The organism is Imperialibacter sp., assembly GCF_040222815.1.
Classification (GTDB): domain Bacteria; phylum Bacteroidota; class Bacteroidia; order Cytophagales; family Cyclobacteriaceae; genus Imperialibacter.
In genome coordinates, this window is record NZ_JAVKCH010000013.1 from 20,838 (window position 1) to 42,785 (window position 21,948).

Genomic DNA, 21,948 nt, shown 5'->3' on the forward strand with positions numbered 1-21,948 from the left:
TTTGAGTTTTACTCCAACAATCAGTTTACAATATAGTATATGGCGCTAACACCGTTATCAGGAACACTGGGCAAGAAAAGGGCTGCACACCTACTGAGAAGGGCCTGTTTTGGTGCTACACTGACGCAGGTGGATGAATTTGCTAACCTTACTGCACAGGAAGCGATTGGCAGGTTATTTATGACTAATATTCCAGAGCCTCCTTTGCCGGTGGACCCTCTGACAGGGCAGGAGTGGGTGGTGTCAGGTACTACCGACGCCAATAGCGAAGGATTTGAGCTTGAGCAGTACTTTTTAAGGTGGCATATAGGCCAAATGCTTAGTGCAGGTATATCCAATGAGCAATCACTGGCCTATGCTTTCAGGGAACGATTGGTGGTTTTTATGCACACTCACTTTACCACAAAAAAATCGGTGGTGAATAGCAGCCGGGCGCTTTATTTCCAGAATGCACTCTTTAGGTTTTACGCTTTCGACAAAGAAGATAGACTGGTGCCGGGCGACCCGGAGCTGGTTATCCCTGATCGGATATTGGTTAAAAGTTTCAAAGGACTTACCAAAAAGATTTGCCTTGATAATGCCATGCTGGTGTTTCTGGATGGCAGACTGAACGTAAAGGGCAGCCCTAATGAGAACTATGCCAGGGAATTGATGGAGCTGTACTCTATTGGGCGAGGCCTGGAGGGAACATTGCCTGAAGCGGAATTTCAGGGTGACTACATTAACTACACTGAGGAAGATGTGCAGCAGGCGGCAAGAGTGCTTTCTGGCTTTAACACTGACGACAATTTTTCGACCATCGATGAAGACACTGTTTTGCCCAGAGGAGTTGCGAAGGGCGGCGGCGGTAGCCATGACAACGGCATTAAGACTTTTAGTGCCAGGATGGGGGGAGCCACCATTCAGCCCGACGTAACCCTTCAGCCAAACGGGCAACCCAACGAGGAAAGCATGATCGATGAAGTAGATCAGCTGATTGAAATGATCTATGCCCAGCCGGAGACGGCAAGAAATATAGCCAGGAAGATTTACCGGTTCTTTATTTACCACGAAATAAACGCAGGGGTTCAGAGCGGGGTAATTCAGGACATCGCCGATGTTTTTACAGCTAATGACTTCAAATTGCAGCCTACGCTGGAGACTCTTTTAACAAGCAGGGAGTTTTATGAAGTCGGCGATGGTGTTGACGATGACAGCTTTGGTGGTATCATCAAGTCACCTTTAGATATGGTTGTGGGCTTCATGCGTTCATTTGGCGTGCAAGCTCCTGACTATGCCACTGACCTTGAAGGGTTTTACTCATTCACAGGATCTCTGTTAGGTAGTGTGGATGTGCAGGGAATGGACTACTACGAGCCGTTCGAGGTGGCTGGCTACTCTGCGTATCACCAGTTTCCTTTGTTCAACCGGGCCTGGATTACTACCAACTACCTGACCAATAGGTACAACTTTATCAGGCAACACCTTACCATGGAAACGCCCATGGAGCTTGGCGAGGTCAGTGCACTTGAATTTGTGCAGACCCATATACCAAATACTACGGCGGCCAATGCCAGGGCTTTGGTCATTGCACTGGCTGGGTACTTTCTGCCGATGTCCGAAAACCTAACATTTGATGCCAACGCAACCAATGAAATAACAGTGGAACGCCTCAATTTCTTTATGAATGCTTTTCTTTTTAGCCCGCAGATCGACCCCGACCCCGAAGCCTCCTGGACGTTCAGGTGGCAAAATGGAGTAGATACGGAAGTGATTTCAAACCAGCTTACAAATCTGTTGAATGCTATGTTGCAGTCACCGGAGTATCAATTGATGTAATTATGAGGAGGAGAAATTTTATCAGGAAACTAGGTTTTGCAGCCGGAATGCCCATCGCATTTCAGGGTGTACCTATCAAATTGCTTGCTTCCTATGAACCTCTTCAAAGGCTGGCAGCGCAGAGCGACAACGACAGGGTGTTGATTATTTTGCAAATGAACGGCGGTAACGACGGGCTCAACACTTTTATACCCATAGAGCAATACGATCAATACTACAGCAGGAGAGCTAATATTGCTATTCCTAACAAGGTTGGCAACCGTACGCTGATTCCTCTCGATAGCACGCTGCTGTCTCCCGACCAGGTGGGGCTCCATCCAGACATGCTGGACTTTAAGTATATGTACGATGTTGGGAAAGCTGCCATGTTTCAGGGGGTGTCCTACAAGAATAACAACGGGTCTCACTTCCGTGGCACCGACATATGGATGATGGGTGGCACATCCGACGACTACTTTAATTCAGGTTGGGCAGGACGTTATCTCACCAGCCTTTATGCCCCGCAGAAGTATCCGGAGGATTTCCCGAATGCGGCCATGCCAGACCCTCTGGCGCTTGAAATGGGCAACGATGTATCCTTGCTTTTTCACCAGGATGGCAACATTCCAACATCCATTGGTCTCGGGGGAAGTCCTACCGGATTAGCCAATCTTGTCGATCAGCTTTCGGGGTTTGAGGATCAGGGAATAGACCCAAGGGGTATTCCTCCTGAGTTCCTGAGAACTTCTCCTTACGGAAAGGAAATGGACTGGATACTCAGCCTTGAAGATAAATCGGAAACTTACATTAAACGACTGCTGCAGATTTACGAGAGTGCATCGGCAACAAGCGTTACTTACCCGGAAAGGTATCCCTTCAATGCACCTGGCGGCAGCAAAAAAAACCCTTTGAGCGGGCAGTTTCAGCTCATAGCAAGGTTGCTTGGTGGTGGGCTGAAAACAAAGGTGTTTCTCGTGAAAATTGGCGGTTTCGACAGTCACGCTAATCAGGTGGAGGACTATGACTCGACCATGGGAGTACACGGAGCCTTGCTTTACCATATTACCTCAGCCATCAGGGCCTTTCAGCGAGACCTGCTTTCCCGGGGCATTGAGGATAAGGTACTGACAGTGACGCTATCGGAGTTTGGCAGGAGGATAGGCTCAAATGGCAGTTACGGAACCGACCACGGTACAGGCGGGCCGGTAATGATGTTTGGAAGCGGGGTGAAACCGGGTGTTTATGGCACAAACCCAGATCTGACAAAGAGCAATGTGGAAATGCAGCACGACTTCAGGCAGATTTATGCCAATATTCTGCATGAATGGATGGGTGTTGACAAGAGTGTTGTAGCGAACGATATCTTTTTTGAAGACCTGATAGAAGGGCCAAAGGAAACAGGTGGAAATTACGAGCCGATGGACCTTATCAAAGACGTGATTCTTGGCACTCAACAGAATCTTTCTGTTAACTTTAAAATTGAGAGCGTTTATCCCAATCCGGCATCTGATGTAGTGAACATGAAAGTAAAAGTGAACGATGTGCAGGAGGCAGCTTTCAAATTAATTGATGAAACTGGTGCCACTGTGCTTGCTTTCACGCAGCGTTTGGTGCCGGGATCTCAGGACATTAAAGTGCAATTGCCCAAGCTTTCACCCGGGGTGTATCTTATAAAAGTTAATTCTGAAAAATTGAATGATGCAAAGAGACTCATTATCAATTAGGCGGCTGGTGATGCCGGGGTTGCTATTGCTTGTTGTTATGGCGGTAGCCGAGGCTCAACCTGTGAAAAAGCCAAAGCCTAACAAACCCAAGTATGGGTTTCTTGATACACAGTTCTGGCTTGGTGTTAAGTTTGGAACCAACTTTGCCAATCCCATGGCGCAGTCGCAGCTTTCTGGTTTCAGCCCGATCGACTACCCGTCGGACAGGCTGACGAAGACTTATGACAGCTATGCATTGCCAGGCGGGCAGGCAGGTATTGAGATGACTTTTTATCACCGGGGCTTTTCTGTAGGACTTCATCCAATGTACCAGAGAAGCAGGTATCGGTATACAAATAGCCTTGAGTGGAAGGGCGAGCAGGAGTCAGAAAGATTCGCCACCATCTATGAGTCGGAGCAGAGAGTCGATGTGATCAACGTACCGCTCTTTGTTAAATATGACCTTATTCAAGACGGAAAGCTGCGGCCTTTCGTGCTTGGAGGAGGTTTCTACTCGTTCCTTGTAGGTGCTGAGCGCCAGGTAAAAATTACTCAGACAGACTACTCTTTCGGGGCACCGCAAACCATCGATGGCGGTACGCTGAATCTGGGGGTTAAAGACGCTTTTCAAAACTACTACGGCTGGGTGGCTGGCGGAGGTGCCAGTTTTGACTACTGGAACATTCGCACAGTGATCGAGATCACCTACAATCAATCGCTTAATAGTGTGACTCGGGAGGGTACCAGCCAAAATGAATTGTCCTCACTGGGCGACCAGAATGATGACGTCCATTTAAGTCATATTGTAGGCAGCGTGAGCTTTGTATTCCCGCTCCGCTTCATCGACAAACAATTCCAGGCCCTTTGATTATGAAGAAACTATACTACTTAATTGCCCTGCTGGTATTGCTTGGTTGCAAAAAGGATGATGAGGTTCCGGTTACTTCTTTTACCCGGATTTACGATCATAGCAACTATAATGTTGACTACAGGCCGCTTGACGTGGAAGAGGGCACGGAAAGCTATGTGATCCTCGCTACCACGACGCTGGATCGAACACAGTTTCCAGGCATTCAGCTGGTGCAGGTTGACAAAGAAGGAGAGTTTGAGAGCAGTTACGAATTTTCAGAAAACACCATTGCTCCCACTTCTGATCTGATGAAAATCGATACTTTCTTCTATTTCTTCGCCATGGATCCGGTAAGCCTTCAGGCCAGTCTGGTTTCCTTTACTCCGGGTTTCGGAAACATTACCGCTACGCCATTGAATGGTTTGCTTTATCCGCTGGCGGGCTCATTAACATCCGACAATCAGTTTTTGCTGTTGAGCTACAATCCAGATGACAAGCTATCGGTAATTTCAAAAGTAGACAGAACCGGAAGTGTTGGCTCAAGCGCAGCCTATACTATTGGCCCCGGCAGTGATGTGGAGGAAGCCATTATTAATCATTATACACAACCCGATGATAAGTCGTTGCCCTTTTTCTGTGGCGAGGTATCCGGTTCGCTGGTTTATTTCAACGGTTTTTTTAATTACAGTATGTCGCTGGTTTTCTCCAATTTTTCGGGCGACCCGGCGGGTGTAGTGCAGGGGCAGTTTACTGACGCCGGTATCAGAAGCGTGCTCCCAATAAACGGAAGCACGTTTGCCATTTCGGGCTACCAGTTTGATGACAATTACATTTACCCATCCGTTACGCTGAGCACGGGAGGTCTTTCCTCGAGCGTTGATTTGTACACCAGCAATGCTGCTGAGTGGAGACCGCATACTCCAGTTGTGCTGAAGAACTATACGCTGAACGAAGTCGAGTATATTATTTATGCAGCGGAAACCAAGAGCAGGCAAATAGCCCTGTACATGTATGAGAAGAATTCTGGCAACTTTGCTGGCCTTACCTACATCGGTTACGCCAATCCGTTTACCCTTTCTTCATTGACAGTCGATGATGAAAATCATTTGGTGGTGCTGGGTACGACGTACGTTGCGGGACGTTTCAGAAGAATATTTGTGGAGAAGATTTCTGAGACTGATATGGAGAAGAGGATATTGAAAACCGAAGAATAGTTTTTTTAAAGAATAGAAAAGCCGTACGTGAGTGATCAGGTACGGCTTTTCTATTTGAGTGTTATTTTACTTTGATAGCGTGAAGTCCGGCATTTTAATTGGCTGGCCGCCTTTCATAGCAGATTCGTGCGCCAAGATGCCCACGCAGGTGATGTTAGCTGACTGCCTGGCATTTGGATATGGCTCTCTTTTCTCCTGCAAGGCATTGACAAATTCGTTGACCAGGTGGGGATGTGAGCCTCCATGACCAGAGCCCTGTATAAAGGATAGATGTTGGTTGTCGTCGGAGTCGTAAACGCCGGCTGTAGTAAATGACTGGATCTCCTTGGGGAGTAAGTGTGCATAGTCTGGAATGGTCACTTTTTCCGGAGTTTCACCAGTGTGGATCACACTTGGTTCGTGTTCGATCAACGTCCATTCGAATGATTTTTTGGAGCCATACACGTCGAAGCTCTCACGGTACTGGCGGGCAGTGTTGAACAGGGAGCGGGTAATTTCAGCTGCCAGGTCTGAGTTTTTGAACTTGATGTGGCAGGTCTCAATAGCGAACGGAGAGTTGTATACAGGAATTAGTTTCTCGTCGATGCGGCCTGAGCCCAGACACGACACCTGCTCAGCCTCGCCTTTGGTGAGCGCAAGCACCGGGCCCACGCAGTGGGTAGCGTAATACATGGGAGGTAACCCTTCCCAGTAGCCAGGCCAGCCAGCCATTTCCTGCTGGTGTGAAGCACGAAGGAATTGAATACGGCCCATTTCTCCTTTCTCGTACATTTCTTTCACAAACAGAAATTCCCGGCTGTAAATCACCGTTTCCATCATCATATACGTAAGGCCGGTTTCTTTTACCAGCTCCACAATCTGGCGGCATTCGTCCACAGTGGTGGCCATAGGCACGGTGCAGGCCACGTGCTTGCCAGCTTTGAGTGCGGCAATTGACTGCTTTGCATGGTCTGGAATGGGTGTGTTGATATGCACGGCGTCAACGTTTGGATCTTTCAGCAGCTCGTCGTAGTCGGTGTAGCGCTTTTCGATACCGAAGGCGTCGCCGATTTCATTCAGTTTTTCTTTATTACGCTGGCAGATGGCATACATGTTGGCACTTGGCAACTTTTGATAGATGGGAATGAATTCGGCCCCGAAGCCGAGTCCTATGATTGCGATGTTGATGGGTTTATTTGCCATGATGTAATGGTATTTTATGTTTTATTCTCAATTAAATTTCAAAGTCCATTTGCCTCAGGCTGGAATTCAGACAGATTGCCACAGGCATACAATGATTTCGTGCGTAATGGCTGTTTGTTCGATGCCTTCGCAATGACCGGAAACAGGAGCTTAATGCTTCTATCTAACCCGCCCATTGCTTTAAGAATTTTAGACCTTCTTCCGCAAAAATGTCTTGTGTAGGAGCAAATGGCTTCCAAATGCAAACGGCACCCGCCAGTTCCTGCACATTGGGGGTGAAGCTTTCTATCGAAATCACGCCATTGTAACCGACAGCTTCAAGTCCCGCTTTCAAATCATTCCAATTGGTCATACCAGTGCCTGGAATGCCTCTGTGGTTTTCTGAAACCTGCACGTGAATGAGCTTATTACCGACCGTTTTCACTGCATCGGCCAGGTTTTTCTCTTCTATGGTCATGTGGAAGCTGTCAATCAGAACCCTTGCCGCCGGGTGATTGATGTCGTTGATAAGCTTCATCAGGTCCTCTGAATTATTGATGAGGTCGGTTTCAAAACGGTTCAGTGCTTCCAAAGCAATCGACAGCCCTCGCTTTTGTGCGCTTTCGCATACTTTTCTCAGGTTAGTAACCGCCAGATCCCACTCTTTTTTTCTTTGTTCAGGAGGCATAAGTCGTGCTTTCCCAACTGCTGAATACATGGGCCCGGCTACGAACCTGGCTCCTACGGCTTCACAGATATCGAAACATTGTTCTATGTAATTGAAGCAGTTTTTGTGAATAGCGGGGTCTTCGTTGGTTAAATCCCTCGTTGGCCCAAACGCTCCACAAATGATGGGCTTGATGTCATTGTCCTTAAGGGCCCGGTTCAATATGCCAGTGTCAATCAAAGCGGGATCTTCCACGGCTATTTCTACCGCATCGAAACCTATTTTTCGGATTTTCGAAAAGAGCGAAACAGAATCGGAACTGAAAGGACTCGTCCAAAGCCAGGTGCTTGCTGCAAATTGTACGTTCATTAGCCTTTAATTCTTTTAGAAGCCTCAGGTTCCACCCCGGCATTTGCCGGGGTGGACGGTTCTGAGACCGGTAGGTAAGTTTGGTAATGGATAAAGGAAATCAAGACTCACGTCTGAAGCAAGTGCCTTAACGTGAGTTTGATATTTTCAATTTAATCGGCTGATTTGCCATTTGTTACTTTCAAAATGCCATTCATGATCCTCCAGTGGCCCGGGAAAGTACACAGGTACGGATAGTCGCCTGGCTCCGATGGTGCAGTGAACGTTAATACTACTTTTTCTCCCGGATTTACCAGCCTGGTTGAGTAAAGCAGCTCCGGAACATCAGGAATGTAGCTCTTTTCAGCGCCATTAGCGTCGGCGGCCATTTTGTCGGCGGCAGCACCCACTGTTTCCAGTGTGCCTGGTTTCGCAATCAGGAGATTGTGCTGCATGAAGTCGACGTTTTCAAAGATGATTGCTACCGTTTGGCCTGCCTCTACTTCAAGCGTTTTGAGATCATATTCCATTTTGTTTGGAATTGTCTTAAGCACAATCACCTTGTCGGCGTCAAGAGAAGCCGAGAGGTTATTGTCACCGCCCACTTCTGCTACCAGGTTGTAAATGCCCCGGGTGAAGCGTTCGATGGAGCCACTTTTCACCGCAGTCATGCCATCTGTTTCCTTGTCAATGCGCAGCCCCTGTTTTAGCTCCTTGTCAAACAACCCTCCGGTTTTCACAGAAACCGCTGGGACGTTGTTCACGATAAAGGTTGCACCTGCCTTGGTTAGCTGGAATTCCCATTTGAAACTCACTGGCATGTCGGCCGTACCTTTTCCCGTATATGTTTTTCCATTCTGGTTAACCACAACAACGAAGTCATCGTTGTCGGCAAATACACCATAGCCGTTAACCTTGTCTCCGTGCTGGATAAGCATCCCGTTGAGTATGGTATTGCCTTTCCAGATATTGCCGCTGAGGTAGATCTCTTTGCCTACCACTGAAGGGAAGTCAGCTGCCGCTACATACTTGGTACCTCCAAGATTCAAGAGCGTAAAGCTGGTGCTGGAATAGATTTGCTCTGTGAGGCTTTCGGGCTTAAGCTCGGCGGTGTTTTGCAGATAGGTTGCAATGAAACCGTTTTTGTGGGCTAGCGATCCGGCCCTAACTGCCTTGGACAGCCACTGATCCGTCACATTATCTTGATTTAAGCTAGCATGAAAGAACATTTTGCCCAACTCGTTAGAGGGTGCCATATAAGATGCCTCAATAAATGCTGCCAATCTTGTATTCAGGTTGGGGTCAGAGAATGATCCTGCATTGAAATACGATTCCTGGGTGGCAGCATTTTTTGGTAAGGCCTGAATGGCAGCTTTCCTTACGCCTGGATTTGCATTGCGTAAAGCATTGGTCACAATTCGTGTGGCTTCCTCATTTGTTCCATTCAGTGCGCCAAGGCCTTCAATTGCCCAAATGGCGTGAATAGCCGGGGCATTTACGCCTATCTCGTCTTCTTTGGATGAGCTCACTAATTCATAAAGTTGAGGAAGGATGTTTTGGTCACCTTCTTCAACAATAAGGCGTTGCGCTGTGAGCCTCCAAAACATATTGCTGCTTTTCAAGCCGTTGATCAGGGAAGCAGGTTCTTTGCGGTCGAGAGTGATCTTTTCGGCCTCCGGAGCTCCTTTATAGGAAATCTTGTAGATCCGGCCATGGGTGCGATCACGGAGTGGGTTCACATGTGCATTTCCCTTTCCATTCTCGAAACCACTCGGAGTAGGATTGTGCTGAATGATGAAGTTGTACCAGTCAAGTACCCACAGGTCACCATCAGGGCCCACTTCCGCATGCACAGGTGACATGTACTCATCGGAGGCTGCCATCATGTTCCAGCCATCGCTTTCCTTGAAGCCTGCGCCGTCTACTTCAAATATTCCCTTGTGTAGCAGTTTGCCGGTTGGCTCTGCAATGAAAGCGATGCGGTTCCAGTATTCCTTAGGGAAACGACGAGCAGTATAAAAGTTGTGCCCGGCAGCTGCTGTGAATCCGCCAAACACGTCGACCTGCCTGTAGTTTTTGGTAACGGGATGCATGGCGTAGTGGCCGTCCAGCTTGGTGGCGAAGTCGTTCGAAAAGTTTTTCACCTTTTTGGTGAAGGCGTAGGGTACGTTGACATATGCCGTGTGGGTATTGTTGGCGGTCGAAACAAAAATGTCGTTGTTTTCGGTGAAGCCCAGCCCCCATGTGTTGTTGGTTGTGCGGGTGTGGTGTGACATGTGTTTGAAGTCACGGCTGAGGTTGAAGACTGCCTGGTCATACTCAAAATCTTCCCCACCAATTTTACCTTCAAAGCCAGAATAGCCTACGGTGCCCCAAATTTTGTTGTTGAATCCGTACCTTAAGTTGGATGGTCCGGCATGAGTATCCGATACTCCCCAGCCTCCCATTACCTCTTCTCTCACGTCAGCCTTGTCATCCCCATCAGTGTCTTTCAAAAACAAGAACAATGGTGCCTGCGAAATCAGGATGCCCCCATTCACAAATACAATACTGGTTGGTATGTTAAGCTTGTCAGCGAACACTGTGAACTTGTCGGCTTTGCCATCACCATTCGTGTCTTCTAGAATTTTGATTCTGTCGTCACCTACACCGTCTTCGTCACGCACGGTGTTGGGGTAGTCCACAGTTTCTACCACCCAAAGACGGCCTTTTTCGTCCCAGGCCATGGCAATTGGGTTGATAATATCTGGCTCCGATGCGAAAAGCGACAGCTCGAACCCGGGAGGTATTTGGATATGAGTCATTGACGAATCGGGAGACAATGGTGCTTGAAGCCTCGGTGCCGGGTCTCTCTTTTCGTAGTTAGGTATTACGGCGTCAGAGTAGCTGAGCCTGGCTATTTTATATTGTTTGGCTTTCTGCGCTGCCTCGTCGCCGACAGCCCAGAAAATCCCATTTATCACAAGATCCTGGAAGCCAGGGTTGTTCCAGGTGCGTTCGTCATGCCCGTATGCGGTGTAGAACACTCGGCCTTTGCCCTGGTTTCTTACCCATGTCCAAGGCTCGTGATGATCGCCTTCGACTCGTTCCATCAGCACGGTGTTGTCGCTGGCGAGCTTGTCGTGCACGTAGGTTTCATCCCAGGTTTCGAAAGTCGATAGACCTTGCATCACAGGATGCTCCGGCATCAGGATATCGGCTGTGAAGGTGCCTGTTTCATGCGTTTTGAACTGTCCCCCCATCAGATTGACCACTTTTGGCGAATTACGGAAACACCAGGTGGCACAATGGATGGGGATGAAGCCTTTACCGCCTTCAACAAAATCCAGCAAAGCTTTTTCCTGTGAGGAAGTAATTGAGTCGTGGTTTGCATAAAGGATAAGCCCATCAAATTTGGCCAGGTTGGTGGCATTCAAATCGTTAGGATCGTTCGTGTAGGAAATGTTGATACCCTTCTGTGCCACTGCCTGAGCAAGGATAGGGGCATATTTCTCTGAAGGATGGTGCTCACTTGCATGTCCCAGAAAAAGGATTTCCAACCTTCTCGGCCCGTTGTCATTGCTGCAGGAGGTAAAGAACAAGATTATTACCAAACTGAGAAGCCCAATGGCTGCTCTGGCAGAGGTTAAAGTAGGTATTGTGTATTTCATTACTTGATTGTTTTTGAATGCTGATTACGCTTGAGGTGATTTTTCTTTATTCAATAATGAGGCGTATTCAAAATGTACGTGATCTATCAATCTGACAACGCAATTCATTTTTGACTATCAATATTGCAAAATAGAATTCATTAATGCTCTCACTTTTTTGACCTGTTCTGACTTTATTTTAACTTACTTGTGTGTCATTTATTCTTTTTTATGAGAAAATTGTGGCGCTGAAACCACGACACATCGCAACTGAACTATGAGAGTACCCATTCAAAAATCGGCCATTCCAGATTCCAGGGTATTTGTTATCAAAGATCTGCAGGATGCGTATTTCGACCCTAACTGGCATTTTCACCCGGAGTATCAACTCTTTGTGGTACTCAAGGGCCATGGAACCAGATTTGTCGGCGATACGATCAAGCCCTTCAAGGAAGGAGACTTGTTGCTTTCAGGGCCCAATCTGCCACACCTTTGGCGGTGCCACGAATCTTACTTTGCTAAAGACAGCCAGCTCTCTACCAGGGGAATCGTTATCTATTTCGATGAGAATTTTCTTGGGCACCAAATGCTGGAAAAAGAGGAACTTGCTGGTTTGAAGTATCTCTTCGAAAAAGCCAGGCGAGGGCTGGAATATTATGGACATACACGGAGTCAGGTAAAAGAGTGGATGCTCAAAATTGTGGACTCGGAGGGGATCGAAAGTGTTATTCAGTTTTTGAAGATACTTAGTGCACTTGCACATTCGAAGGAATACAGGTATGTGTCGTCAGGCCCGGCCAGCTTTCAATTGAAAGCGTCTGACGGAGACCGGATGAACCTTGTTCATCACTACGTCATTGACAACTTCAGACAGAAGATTACGCTAGAGGAGGCTGCTTCCCTGGCTAATCTAAGCCCTGTCGCCTTTAGTCGGTATTTTAAAACGAGAGCGAATAAGACCTTCTCCTCATTTGTAAGTGAGGTAAGAGTGGGGCAGGCCTGTCACATGCTTGTGGATGGTGAACTTTCGGTGGCGGCCGTTGGATTTGAATGTGGCTACAAAACGCTTTCCAACTTCAATCGTCAGTTCAGAGAGATCACTGGAATGGCTCCGCTGGAGTATAGGAAAGAGTATAGAAAAGTTATTTAACCTGACCGTCTCTTTAAAAAAGTAAAATCTTCATAACTAAATTATTGCAAAAAGCGTATATTAGTATTGCAAATGCAATATGTTAAAATGGCAGACGATTGAAATCAAAATAAGTGATGACCAAAGAAGGCGAAAAATCAGAGGCAAGCTCATGGCGGATAAAAACCTCGAGTGGTGAAACGGAATCGATTAACGTCGACGTGCAAGCCTACCATTTTCTCAAGCCATATGCTCAGAATGATGATCCGCCTTTGATGGCCAAAGAGCCGGAGCTTGTTTATGAACGCATTAAGCCAATGGTGCAATACCTTGGCTATAGTCAGCAGGAGCTGTCGGGTGTGCTGGAAGTTGATCCGAGCACACTGTTTAGGTGGGATAAAAGCGATAAAACGATAGGTAAAATGAGATCAAAGGCCATGTATGATATTGACCACATCATCGCCAAGGGGGTGAAAGTTTTTGGTTCCGAGAAGCAGTTGAAAGAATGGCTTCACACCATCAACCAGGCCTTAGGCAACCAAAAGCCTATTGAGTTAATCAAAAGCCCCTATGGAATAGAGATGGTTGACAATGCTATGGAGGCGCTGTTGTGGGGCAACGTTTTGTAGGTGCAATACTTTCGACTGATCAATAAGATATTTACCTCAACCCCACTGGGTTATGGACGGGCTGGCGGCAGGTGGAATTTCCCCGGCACCCCCATTATTTATGCCAGCAATGTCAGCGCCATCACTTTTATGGAACTGCTGGCTATTAAAGGGCCAGTAGTGGCGAACGGGTCATGGGTATTGATCACCATTCAGATAAATGCGGACGCTTCCCATCTGATGTCGGAGGACTTGCCACCTGACTGGGGTCGTCGCCCTTACCCGACCTCTACTCAGGCTTTTGGCACCAATTGGGCGCAGCGTATGATGTCACCTTTTTTGAAGGTACCCTCTTGCCGTATCCCATTGTCCAGCTATTCGTCGGAGCATAACCTATTGATCAACCCATTGCACCCGGAAGCCATGAAATCAATGAAGATCATAGCTACAGAAGAGGTGTCATTCGAGTTGAATGAGTGGGGCTGACCTGAAAGTTCGGGCGGGTTTAGAGAAGTTTGATAGAAAAAAAGCACTGCCCTAAGGACAGTGCTTTTTGTTTCTGTACCAATATTGTCACTACTCCATCAGGCTTATTTTGTACACGGTTGTTTCGTGGTATGTTTCCCCTGGTTTCAGCAGGGCGCTTGGAAAATCAGGCTTGTTGGGTGAGTCAGGGAAATGCTGCGTTTCAAGGCAAAAGCCAGTATTCCTGCTGTAAGGTATCCCGTCGTCACTTTTTACGTTGCCGTTCAGGAAGTTGCCGGTATAGAACTGGACACCTGGTTGGGTGGTGGCCATGTCGAGCCTTCTGCCGGAGATAGAGTCGGTAGCAATCGCCCCAGGTCTTAGCTTTCCTGGCTCTCCGTCAATTACGAAATTGTGATCGTAGCCGTAAGGATCGCCCCCTGTATCTGCTATTCTGGAGCCAATTTTCATGGGCGGGCCAAAGTCGAATGGTGTTCCTGCCACGGGGGCCAGTTCACCAGTGGGAATAAGGCCAGCATCCACAGGTGTATACTTTTGCGCTTTAATCCTTAACTCATGGTTCAAGATGGTGTTGGCAGGGCTTCCTGTCAGGTTGAAGTAGCTGTGGTTTGTCAAATTCAGTACTGTAGCCTTATCAGTAGTGGCTGTGTAGTCGATTTTTAGCTCATTTTTGGCAGTCAAAGTGTAAACTACTTTCACTTGCAGGTTGCCAGGATAGCCTTCCTCGCCGTCGACACTCAAGTAGCTAAGTTCCAGCGAAGGTTCGTCTCCATCCACTGCTTTGGCAGTCCATATTTGTTTGTCGAAGCCTTTTGTGCCACCGTGAAGGTGATTCTCTCCATTGTTTTTGACTAGAGTATAAGTTTCTCCATCAATGGTAAACTGGCCTTTGGCTATTCTGTTGGCATATCGGCCAGCAATAACACCAAAAAACGGATGGCCAGCCAAGTATGTTTTCAAACTGTCGAAGCCCAATACAATGGAAGAAACCTTTCCGTTTTTCTCGGGGAAATTCCACTTAGTGACAATTCCGCCATAGTTGGAGATTTTTACTTCAGAACCAGCGTCGTTGGTCAGCGTGAATAGCTGAACCTTTTTGCCATCTACCTCACCCCAATCTGCAGCAGATATGTTGGAGGCGGTTGTAGTCTCCTCGGTCTTTTCTTTAGTAGGCATTGTGCAAGCGTTTAGGCCCAGGGCCAATAAGCAAAGTAGTATAGTAGGTTTCATAATGGTAAGGTAAAGCCAGAGCATCACTTTTGATGCGCTGGCTGTGGTTTTGGTCTAGATGTACCTGTTGATCAGGTTCTCGATATATTCCTGACGACCACTGGTCATGGCAGGCTCTCCGTTTTCGGCAGCATAGTTGCGAAGATCTTCCAAAGAGAGCTTACCCTGCTCAAACTCCTTGCCTTTTCCGCTGTCGAATGAGGCATAACGGTCTTTGCGAATCTTCTTGTATTCCGACTTCTGCAAAATGTTGTCGGCAGCTACCAGGGCACGAGCAAAGATGTCGACACCACCAATATGGGCATAGAACAAGTCCTCCATGTCAGTAGAGTTTCTTCTGATCTTAGCATCGAAGTTGATGCCACCACCACCAAAGCCTCCGTTTTGCAAAATGATCATCATAGCTTCGGTAACCTCGGTGATATCGTTGGGGAACTGATCAGTATCCCAGCCGTTCTGGTAATCGCCTCTGTTGGCATCAATAGAACCAAGCAAGCCTGCATCGGATGCCACCTGCAGTTCATGGGTAAATGTATGGCCAGCTAATGTAGCATGGTTTACTTCGATATTCAGTTTGAAATCGTTGAGCAAATCGTGCTGACGAAGGAAGCCAATTACAGTGGCTGAGTCGTAGTCGTACTGATGCTTGGTTGGCTCGCATGGCTTAGGCTCAATAAAGAAGGTGCCTTTGAAGCCTTGCTTACGGGCATAGTCTTTGGCTTTGTGAAGGAACATTGCCAGGTGATCCTGCTCTCTCTTCATGTCAGTGTTCAGAAGCGACATGTAGCCTTCACGACCTCCCCAGAACACATAATTTTCGCCTCCAAGATAGATTGTCGCATCCAAAGCGGCTTTTACCTGTGCCGCACCATGGGTAAGTACATGGAAATCCGGGTTGGTAGAAGCGCCATTCATATACCTGACATGGGAGAACAGGTTGGCTGTGCCCCAGAGTAATTTTACGCCGCTGGCCGCCTGTTTTTTCTTGGCGTACTCGGCAAGTGCATGAAGCCTTTTTTCATTTTCAACCACATTGTCTCCATAGTCAACTACGTCCACATCGTGGAAGCAATAGTACGGAAGGCCCAATTTTGTCATGAATTCGAAAGCAGCGTCCATCTTGTCCTTTGCTCGTTCTACCGCATCGGCTTTCAAATCCCAGGGGAAAATATGCGTGGGTGCTCCGAAAGGATCGGCACCGCTGCCAACAAAGGAGTGCCAGTAGGCAACCGCAAACCGCAGGTGCTCTTTCATTGTTTTGCCTGCTACTACTTTGTTTTCGTCATACCAGCGGTAGGCCATAGGGTTGTCGGAGCCCTGTCCTTCAAATTTAATTTGACCTATGCCTTTGAAAAATTCTTTTTCTCCAAGAGTTATTGCCATGTTTCAAGTGTTTTTAGGGGTTTAAAAAACAGGGCGTTAAGTTAGCAGAATAATGAGATGAAGGCGAAAAATTTTCCACTTTATAACTTTTTCCAACTGTTGTTCTGTTTGAAGTGGTGTTTCTCAGATAGGCTTTTACCCAAAAATATTTATTGACACCTCCAACCTTTCGATTTCAATTTTCGTCTACTCAACAGCTTTACCATCCACACCTACTGACCGAAACTTCTACTGGATGATTTTTTTAGAGCGAGTAGCAATATTTTTAATTTTCAAATAAACATGAAGGTCAAATTTCTTAACTTTTTTGCAGCCACTGCCCTGGTGGGTATGTTTGCGGCCTGTTCTGGCGACGACGATGCGCTTCCAGGTGAAAATGAAAACCCAGGGAGTCAAAAAGCATCAATAAAGCTTTCTTTTAACTCGCCTCCACTTTTCAACGCATCGGAAAGGCAACCAGCATACGCTGTAATTGCCATGACGGACAGCAAAGATTTGGAGGTGGTGAGCAATAAGAAAGTAGCACTTTCCCTCAAGGCAGGGAGTTATTTCACTGAGGCATTTGAAATGCCTTCGGCCACCTACCGACTTTCCAGCTTTGTGGTTTTCAATGCTGAGGATAAAGTGGTGCTGGCAACCCCGCATGAAGGATCGCTGAAGGGAGAAGAGCTCCAGATGGGTTTGCCGCTGGTGGTTGACGGAAAAGCTGGGGGTGCCATTGTGGCTAACACAGAAGTGGACCAGGTCTTTGTAGTTGAGGATGCTGCCGACTTTGGTTACACTGTAGAGGTGTTTGGTGGCAAGAGCGATGAAGTGATCGTTGTTTCCTTTAGTGCATCTGTCAATGTTGGTGGGTTTGTTTATGACGATATCAAGCCGTCGGTATTAATTACGGCTACCGACGACGAAGGTAATTCGTGGTCAGTTGGCAGAGATATTGAAGGCGTGGAGAATATCAGCATTCCGACAAGATTCGACAATTATTACATTAGCTGGACGCACTGGGGCGATATTTACGAGAAAGAGCTGACAAGAGAGGAGCTTTTTGAGAAGCGTGCAGTGAAACTGGAAGGGCAAAAAGCAGCCAAAAGGCTGAAGAGTGAGACTGAGTATATGCTGCTGGCTGAGGGTTCGAAGCTGGAAAGCCACGTAGATTACATTTACAATGAGGAAGGCAAGCTAGCAAGGAGAGATTTTTACCACTTCAATCACGATACCAATGAGTGGGTACTACAGCTGATCACATGGTACGAGTATAAGAACGGCCGACTGGATAACGTCAAAAGGACTACGGACAATACGCTGCTTGATACGCAGCAGTACTATTACAGAAGCGATGGCAAGGTTTCAAAAGTTGTGCAAACAGGATTAAACGGAGGTCAGGAAGCCGTCTGGTTATATAACTCGCAGACAGATGCGTTTACTGGCATACGGTACAGTTTTGACAATGGGAATTTTTTCACCTATCACTACGAATTTGACAAAGGAAACATCGTTTCTGAGTATTCGGGTGTGGGCGGTACAGCGGGATCTAGTTCCAGCCAAAAGCACTACGATTCCTTTATCAACCCCCACTATCTGCTGGGAATCACGGACTATTTTCTTCGTCAGTCAAGCAAGAACAACGTGAATGGCGAGACTCAAAGTTATGCCGGGAGCTTCCCAATATATGTGCCTGGCCAGTACACCTACACTTATCACAACGGCTACCCTACGGAGAAAGAGGTGAAGTATGTTGGCTACCAGAATCCGACTGCTACTTATACCTCAAAAACTGTTTACGAGTACGAAAACTAACAGGCCAAAAGACGAAAAAGGCTGCTATTTTATCACGATAGCAGCCCATTTCTATTAATCAAGGTGGCTTTTCAAAATTGCAAGCCACTTTTCATAATGGGGCTCATAGTCGATATTTTTTGAAGGTTCCACTACCCGAAGCCTTTTCATGTTCTTGAAGGCGTCTTTCTGGTCGGCGTAAACGCCAGCGCCCAAGCCGGCACCTACTGCCGCCCCCACACTACCGTCGCCCTCATAGAGCTCTACAGGCACGCCTGTTACGTTCACAAATGCCTCTGTGAACACGTCGCTCAGGAACATGTTGGCGTAACTAGCCCTGATCACCTTCGGGCTCATGCCATTGTCTCTCATAATGTCGAGGCCGTAGCGGAACGAGAAGGCAATGCCTTCCTGAGCCGCTCTGAACAATTCGTGCGGGCCATGAGTGTTGAGGTCAATGGTGTGGATGTGGGCACCTATTAGTTTGTTTTCAAGCATTCGCTCCACGCCGTTGCCAAAAGGCATCACATAGAGGCCTCTGCTTCCAGGCTTTGCTTTGGCTGCTTCTTCATTCATTTGCTCATAGGTGAGGTGCTGTCCCGCCACAGATTTTATCCAGCGGTTCATAATGCCGGTGCCGTTGATGCAAAGCAGTACACCCAGTCGCTTTTTGTTGTTGGCATAGTTCACATGAGCAAATGTGTTTACCCTCGACTGGGGGTCGTAGCTCACCTGGTCAGTTACGCCATAGATAACGCCGGAGGTGCCAGCAGTGGCGGCCACTTCGCCTGGCTCAAATACATTGAGTGACAGGGCGTTGTTGGGCTGGTCTCCCGCCTTGTAGGTCACAGGAATGCCAGCTTTCAAACCTAACGGTTCGGCAACGGCATAACTCACTGTGCCGTGTTCTGAGAAGACTGGCTTGATGTCGGGCACCATGCTTTTTGAGAAGCCGAAATAGTTGAATACCGGATCAGAAAGCTCGTCCTTTTGAAAGTCCCAGAAAATTCCTTCAGAAAGAGAGGAAACGGATGTGGTAATTTCGCCCGTAAACTTCATGGCAATAAAGTCGCCGGGCAGCATGAGCTTGTAGGTTTTATCGTACAGGAATGGCTCGTTTTCCTTTACCCAGGCGAGCTTGGAAGCTGTGAAATTACCGGGAGAGTTAAGTAGCGAGGAAAGGGCTACGCTTTTGCCGATGGCTTTGAACGCCTTATCGCCTATTTCCACAGCACGGCTATCGCACCAGATGATGGAGTCACGCAATACCTTTTGGTCTTTGTCCACTATCACCAGCCCGTGCATTTGGTAGGCAATACCAATAGCCCCAATGTCTTTGGGGTTGTATTTTTTGGTAGCGTTGAGCTTGGTAATGGCCTGCTGCGTGTATTCCCACCACATGTTGGGGGATTGTTCCGCCCAACCTGGCTCTGGCGACAAAATCGTCGCCTCCGTTTCCGGATAGTGTGTGGAGGCAATGCATTTCTGCGTTTGGGCGTCCACTACAGAAATTTTGACGGAGGAAGTTCCTATATCTATACCTAATAATAACATGATGCAAATTTGATTAAATGTGAGCTAAAATAGCAAACCTATCCCAAATCCGTTTCATTTTACGGACTGGGTGCTAGATTAAGTTTCGGTGATGTAAGCTACTAAATAGTCAACAGCAGGCCGTAATTCTCGTCAGTGTCAGAGAAAAAAGACTCGGAAAGGTTTTCTCCCTGCGCTTTGTAGTCGGGCTGTTGTTTTTGATATGAGGAATTTAGCAGTGGAGATGAAACAAGGAAGTCCGCTGTTGCTCTGTTGCAGGCAACGGGAATGTTCCAGGCCATGCCTATTCGCAGCAACGCCTTCACTTCAGGGTCGCTTGGCAACTGTGCTAAAGGATCCCAGAAAAAGATAAGAATGTCTATTTCTCCTTCGGAAATTTTAGTGGCTATTTGTTGATTACCACCCATCGAGCCACTTTTTACCTTGGTCACAGGCAAGTTGAGCTCTTTTTCTACAAGGTTCCCGGTAGCTTCGGTGGCGAAAAGAGAATGACCAGCTAATACACCCTTGTTAAAGAGTGCCCACTCAATCAGGTCTTTCTTTTTATAATCGTGCGCAACAAGCGCTATATTCTTTTTATCTATCGTATTCATTGTTGTGTCAACTTTCAAGTCAATCATATTCTGTCCAGACACCAAGTAGTGTGCCAATCTCTCAATGATTTATACAAATTTAACCCTTTTTCTTAATAAAAGATTCGTTTCATTGCAACGTAATCAGGCCATTAGAGGTTGTGTTTTCCGGAGAAATCGATTGCAAAGTTCTTAACAAACCGTTGCAGAGAAATTTCGCTCAGGCATTTTTTTTCACTGGAATAGAAACTTCAAAGGTGCATCATCAAAAATGATTTTGTGGTGACCGTCAAAAGGTTTAACTATATCCTCAGGAGACGGTAGATTTGACTGATTAGAGATGGCAAAAAAAGAGGGTGGAGAGAAAACAGGGCTGACAAGGCAAATGGGCATTCTGGGCCTTGCAGCTACTGGCATTTGCTCGATGATGGGGGCAGGCATCAACGTGGTGCCTTTCATGATACAGCGAAATGTGCCTGGAATCGGCCCCTATGTGCTTCCGGCTTTTTTGGTGGCTGCAGTGCCTGCCATTCTTGCAGCCATGGCCTATGCGATACTCAGTTCGGCTATGCCAAGAGCGGGTGGCAGCTATGTTCATGTAAGTCGGTCACTCAACCCCTACCTGGGTTTTGTAGCGAGCTTTTCCCAGTGGTTTGGCCTTTCCGTGGCCATTGGCGTTGTGTCCTACGTGGTCGTTCCTTTCCTGCGAGATGTCGCCTTTGGCCTTGGGTGGCCGGAAATAGGAGAAATTTTGGAGTTGGGCTTTGTTCGCCTGGCTATTTCATTTGCCTTCCTTTGGATTTTTGTTCTTGTTAATATCCAGGGTATTAAGCTGTATGAGCGTACACTGATTCCGCTGATGTTTATGATGTTCGGCCTTGGTGCTATTGTGATTGTGGTGGGCTTTGCGCACGACCAGACCGACTTCGTGTCTGCCATTCAGGTAAAAGAAGGCAGGCAAATTGCAGAGGCGGCGGCCCTGGCTTTTGATTGGAAGATTTTTGTGACAGCCTCGGCCTTGCTGTTTTCCAGCTTTATCGGGTTTGACTCGATAGCGCAGGCAGGAGGCGAGGCGAAGAATCCGGGCAAGTCGCTGCCCATTGCGATAGCTATCGCCATTCTGACTGTGGGTGCGTTTTACTTCCTATTTACATGGGCTGTTTATCATACCGTGCCGTGGGATTTCATAGCAGCTGAATCGATGCAAAAAGACATTTCGGCACCTGGCCTGCTGAGCTATGTGCTTCCGCCGGTTTGGGGTGTGCTTATTTTGGCTGGTGCTGCCATTGCGCTGATCAATGACTTACCTGCCATGATCCTGTCGGTTTCCAGACTCATGTTTGCCTGGGCTGAGGATGGAATATTTCCTAAGAGCGTCGCACGGGTGCACCCCGTGCGAAAAACTCCTGCGACGGCCATTATCGTCAGCGGAGCTATGGCTTCGATTGGAATATTGGGCTGTCACCTGGCGAGCGATTTCTTTTTAGGGATAGATATCATGGTGACGTCTATGCTCGTTAATTTCCTTTTGATGGTGATCTCTGTTTATTCTTTGCAGAAAAGAAACCCAACGCTGGCAAAAGGTATCGTGGTGGTGAAGGAGCGATGGAAGCAGGTTTTTATTGCTGTGGCTGGAGCTGTTTTGTTAGGTAGCTTGCTCATAGTGCATATTGTCAAAGACCTGGCAAGCAATCCCGGAGCATGGTATTTCCATTCTACCTTTATATGGATAGTGGTGATGATTGTCGCTACAATGATTTATTTTCGTGAAAAAAGAAAACTCACCAGCCAGGGGATCAACCTGACTGAGAGGTTTTCGCAACTACCCCCTGAATAAGATT

Annotated in this window: 16 protein-coding genes; 9 read left to right on the top strand and 7 right to left on the bottom strand. The window is 47.3% G+C overall.

Going from position 1 to position 21,948, the window contains the following annotated elements:
- Positions 1 to 39: 39 nt before the first annotated feature.
- The 4 genes from RIF36_RS03260 to RIF36_RS03275 are packed head-to-tail and all read left to right on the top strand — an operon-like array spanning position 40 to position 5,564.
- Positions 40 to 1,818, top strand: a complete 1,779-nt coding sequence (locus RIF36_RS03260) for a DUF1800 domain-containing protein (RefSeq protein WP_350124756.1) — start codon at positions 40 to 42, stop codon at positions 1,816 to 1,818.
- A gap of 2 nt (positions 1,819 to 1,820) precedes the next feature.
- Positions 1,821 to 3,521, top strand: a complete 1,701-nt coding sequence (locus tag RIF36_RS03265; protein ID WP_350124759.1) for a DUF1501 domain-containing protein — start codon at positions 1,821 to 1,823, stop codon at positions 3,519 to 3,521.
- Entirely contained in the window at positions 3,493 to 4,368 is an 876-nt protein-coding gene (locus tag RIF36_RS03270; protein WP_350124762.1) for an outer membrane beta-barrel protein, read from the top strand. The genes RIF36_RS03265 and RIF36_RS03270 overlap by 29 nt, the downstream gene beginning before the upstream one ends.
- A gap of 2 nt (positions 4,369 to 4,370) precedes the next feature.
- Positions 4,371 to 5,564, top strand: coding sequence for a hypothetical protein (locus tag RIF36_RS03275; protein ID WP_350124765.1), 1,194 nt, complete (start codon positions 4,371 to 4,373; stop codon positions 5,562 to 5,564).
- Between the two features lie 66 nt (positions 5,565 to 5,630).
- Here the strand turns inward: RIF36_RS03275 and RIF36_RS03280 are convergent, their stop codons facing one another.
- From RIF36_RS03280 to RIF36_RS03290, 3 genes are all read right to left on the bottom strand, one after another.
- A complete protein-coding gene (locus RIF36_RS03280) occupies positions 5,631 to 6,746 on the bottom strand; it encodes a Gfo/Idh/MocA family oxidoreductase (protein ID WP_350124768.1) in 1,116 nt (371 codons plus the stop codon).
- A 163-nt stretch (positions 6,747 to 6,909) separates the two neighbouring features.
- Positions 6,910 to 7,761, bottom strand: a complete 852-nt coding sequence (locus RIF36_RS03285; protein ID WP_350124771.1) for a sugar phosphate isomerase/epimerase family protein — start codon at positions 7,759 to 7,761, stop codon at positions 6,910 to 6,912.
- A 152-nt stretch (positions 7,762 to 7,913) separates the two neighbouring features.
- Positions 7,914 to 11,390, bottom strand: coding sequence for a PVC-type heme-binding CxxCH protein (locus RIF36_RS03290; protein WP_350124774.1), 3,477 nt, complete (start codon positions 11,388 to 11,390; stop codon positions 7,914 to 7,916).
- 256 nt (positions 11,391 to 11,646) lie between these two features.
- On the opposite strand from RIF36_RS03290, the gene RIF36_RS03295 reads away from it, so the two are divergent.
- From RIF36_RS03295 to RIF36_RS03305, 3 genes are all read left to right on the top strand, one after another.
- Positions 11,647 to 12,519 (top strand): AraC family transcriptional regulator, encoded by an 873-nt coding sequence (locus tag RIF36_RS03295; RefSeq protein WP_350124777.1) that lies wholly within the window; start codon positions 11,647 to 11,649, stop codon positions 12,517 to 12,519.
- A 116-nt stretch (positions 12,520 to 12,635) separates the two neighbouring features.
- Complete coding sequence (locus tag RIF36_RS03300; protein WP_350124780.1) at positions 12,636 to 13,127, top strand: antitoxin Xre/MbcA/ParS toxin-binding domain-containing protein; 492 nt, start codon at positions 12,636 to 12,638, stop codon at positions 13,125 to 13,127.
- A complete protein-coding gene (locus tag RIF36_RS03305; RefSeq protein ID WP_350124783.1) occupies positions 13,128 to 13,592 on the top strand; it encodes an RES family NAD+ phosphorylase in 465 nt (154 codons plus the stop codon).
- Positions 13,593 to 13,682: 90 nt separating this feature from the next.
- Here RIF36_RS03305 and RIF36_RS03310 read toward each other — a convergent pair whose 3' ends face one another.
- Complete coding sequence (locus RIF36_RS03310) at positions 13,683 to 14,768, bottom strand: aldose epimerase family protein (protein ID WP_350124786.1); 1,086 nt, start codon at positions 14,766 to 14,768, stop codon at positions 13,683 to 13,685.
- A gap of 108 nt (positions 14,769 to 14,876) precedes the next feature.
- Entirely contained in the window at positions 14,877 to 16,205 is a 1,329-nt protein-coding gene (xylA, locus tag RIF36_RS03315; protein ID WP_350124789.1) for a xylose isomerase, read from the bottom strand.
- Between the two features lie 282 nt (positions 16,206 to 16,487).
- On the opposite strand from xylA, the gene RIF36_RS03320 reads away from it, so the two are divergent.
- Positions 16,488 to 18,002, top strand: coding sequence for a hypothetical protein (locus RIF36_RS03320; RefSeq protein ID WP_350124792.1), 1,515 nt, complete (start codon positions 16,488 to 16,490; stop codon positions 18,000 to 18,002).
- 54 nt (positions 18,003 to 18,056) lie between these two features.
- Here the strand turns inward: RIF36_RS03320 and RIF36_RS03325 are convergent, their stop codons facing one another.
- Together RIF36_RS03325 and RIF36_RS03330 are read right to left on the bottom strand one after the other, a co-directional pair.
- Entirely contained in the window at positions 18,057 to 19,535 is a 1,479-nt protein-coding gene (locus RIF36_RS03325) for a xylulokinase (protein WP_350124795.1), read from the bottom strand.
- Between the two features lie 101 nt (positions 19,536 to 19,636).
- Positions 19,637 to 20,128, bottom strand: a complete 492-nt coding sequence (locus tag RIF36_RS03330) for a methylglyoxal synthase (RefSeq protein WP_350124798.1) — start codon at positions 20,126 to 20,128, stop codon at positions 19,637 to 19,639.
- Positions 20,129 to 20,447: 319 nt separating this feature from the next.
- On the opposite strand from RIF36_RS03330, the gene RIF36_RS03335 reads away from it, so the two are divergent.
- Entirely contained in the window at positions 20,448 to 21,944 is a 1,497-nt protein-coding gene (locus RIF36_RS03335; RefSeq protein ID WP_350124801.1) for an APC family permease, read from the top strand.
- The last annotated feature ends 4 nt before the right edge of the window (positions 21,945 to 21,948 follow it).

Bases quoted from the DNA above. Each gene is read 5' to 3' on its own strand.
- RIF36_RS03285 (WP_350124771.1), bottom strand. From the start codon at position 7,761: ATGAACGTACAATTTGCAGCAAGCACCTGGCTTTGGACGAGTCCTTTC.
- RIF36_RS03310 (WP_350124786.1), bottom strand. From the start codon at position 14,768: ATGCCTACTAAAGAAAAGACCGAGGAGACTACAACCGCCTCCAACATA.
- RIF36_RS03335 (WP_350124801.1), top strand. From the start codon at position 20,448: ATGGCAAAAAAAGAGGGTGGAGAGAAAACAGGGCTGACAAGGCAAATG.
- RIF36_RS03295 (WP_350124777.1), top strand. From the start codon at position 11,647: ATGAGAGTACCCATTCAAAAATCGGCCATTCCAGATTCCAGGGTATTT.
- xylA (WP_350124789.1), bottom strand. From the start codon at position 16,205: ATGGCAATAACTCTTGGAGAAAAAGAATTTTTCAAAGGCATAGGTCAA.
- RIF36_RS03275 (WP_350124765.1), top strand. From the start codon at position 4,371: ATGAAGAAACTATACTACTTAATTGCCCTGCTGGTATTGCTTGGTTGC.
- RIF36_RS03270 (WP_350124762.1), top strand. From the start codon at position 3,493: ATGATGCAAAGAGACTCATTATCAATTAGGCGGCTGGTGATGCCGGGG.
- RIF36_RS03290 (WP_350124774.1), bottom strand. From the start codon at position 11,390: ATGAAATACACAATACCTACTTTAACCTCTGCCAGAGCAGCCATTGGG.
- RIF36_RS03330 (WP_350124798.1), bottom strand. From the start codon at position 20,128: ATGAATACGATAGATAAAAAGAATATAGCGCTTGTTGCGCACGATTAT.
- RIF36_RS03300 (WP_350124780.1), top strand. From the start codon at position 12,636: ATGACCAAAGAAGGCGAAAAATCAGAGGCAAGCTCATGGCGGATAAAA.
- RIF36_RS03265 (WP_350124759.1), top strand. From the start codon at position 1,821: ATGAGGAGGAGAAATTTTATCAGGAAACTAGGTTTTGCAGCCGGAATG.
- RIF36_RS03325 (WP_350124795.1), bottom strand. From the start codon at position 19,535: ATGTTATTATTAGGTATAGATATAGGAACTTCCTCCGTCAAAATTTCT.
- RIF36_RS03280 (WP_350124768.1), bottom strand. From the start codon at position 6,746: ATGGCAAATAAACCCATCAACATCGCAATCATAGGACTCGGCTTCGGG.
- RIF36_RS03320 (WP_350124792.1), top strand. From the start codon at position 16,488: ATGAAGGTCAAATTTCTTAACTTTTTTGCAGCCACTGCCCTGGTGGGT.
- RIF36_RS03260 (WP_350124756.1), top strand. From the start codon at position 40: ATGGCGCTAACACCGTTATCAGGAACACTGGGCAAGAAAAGGGCTGCA.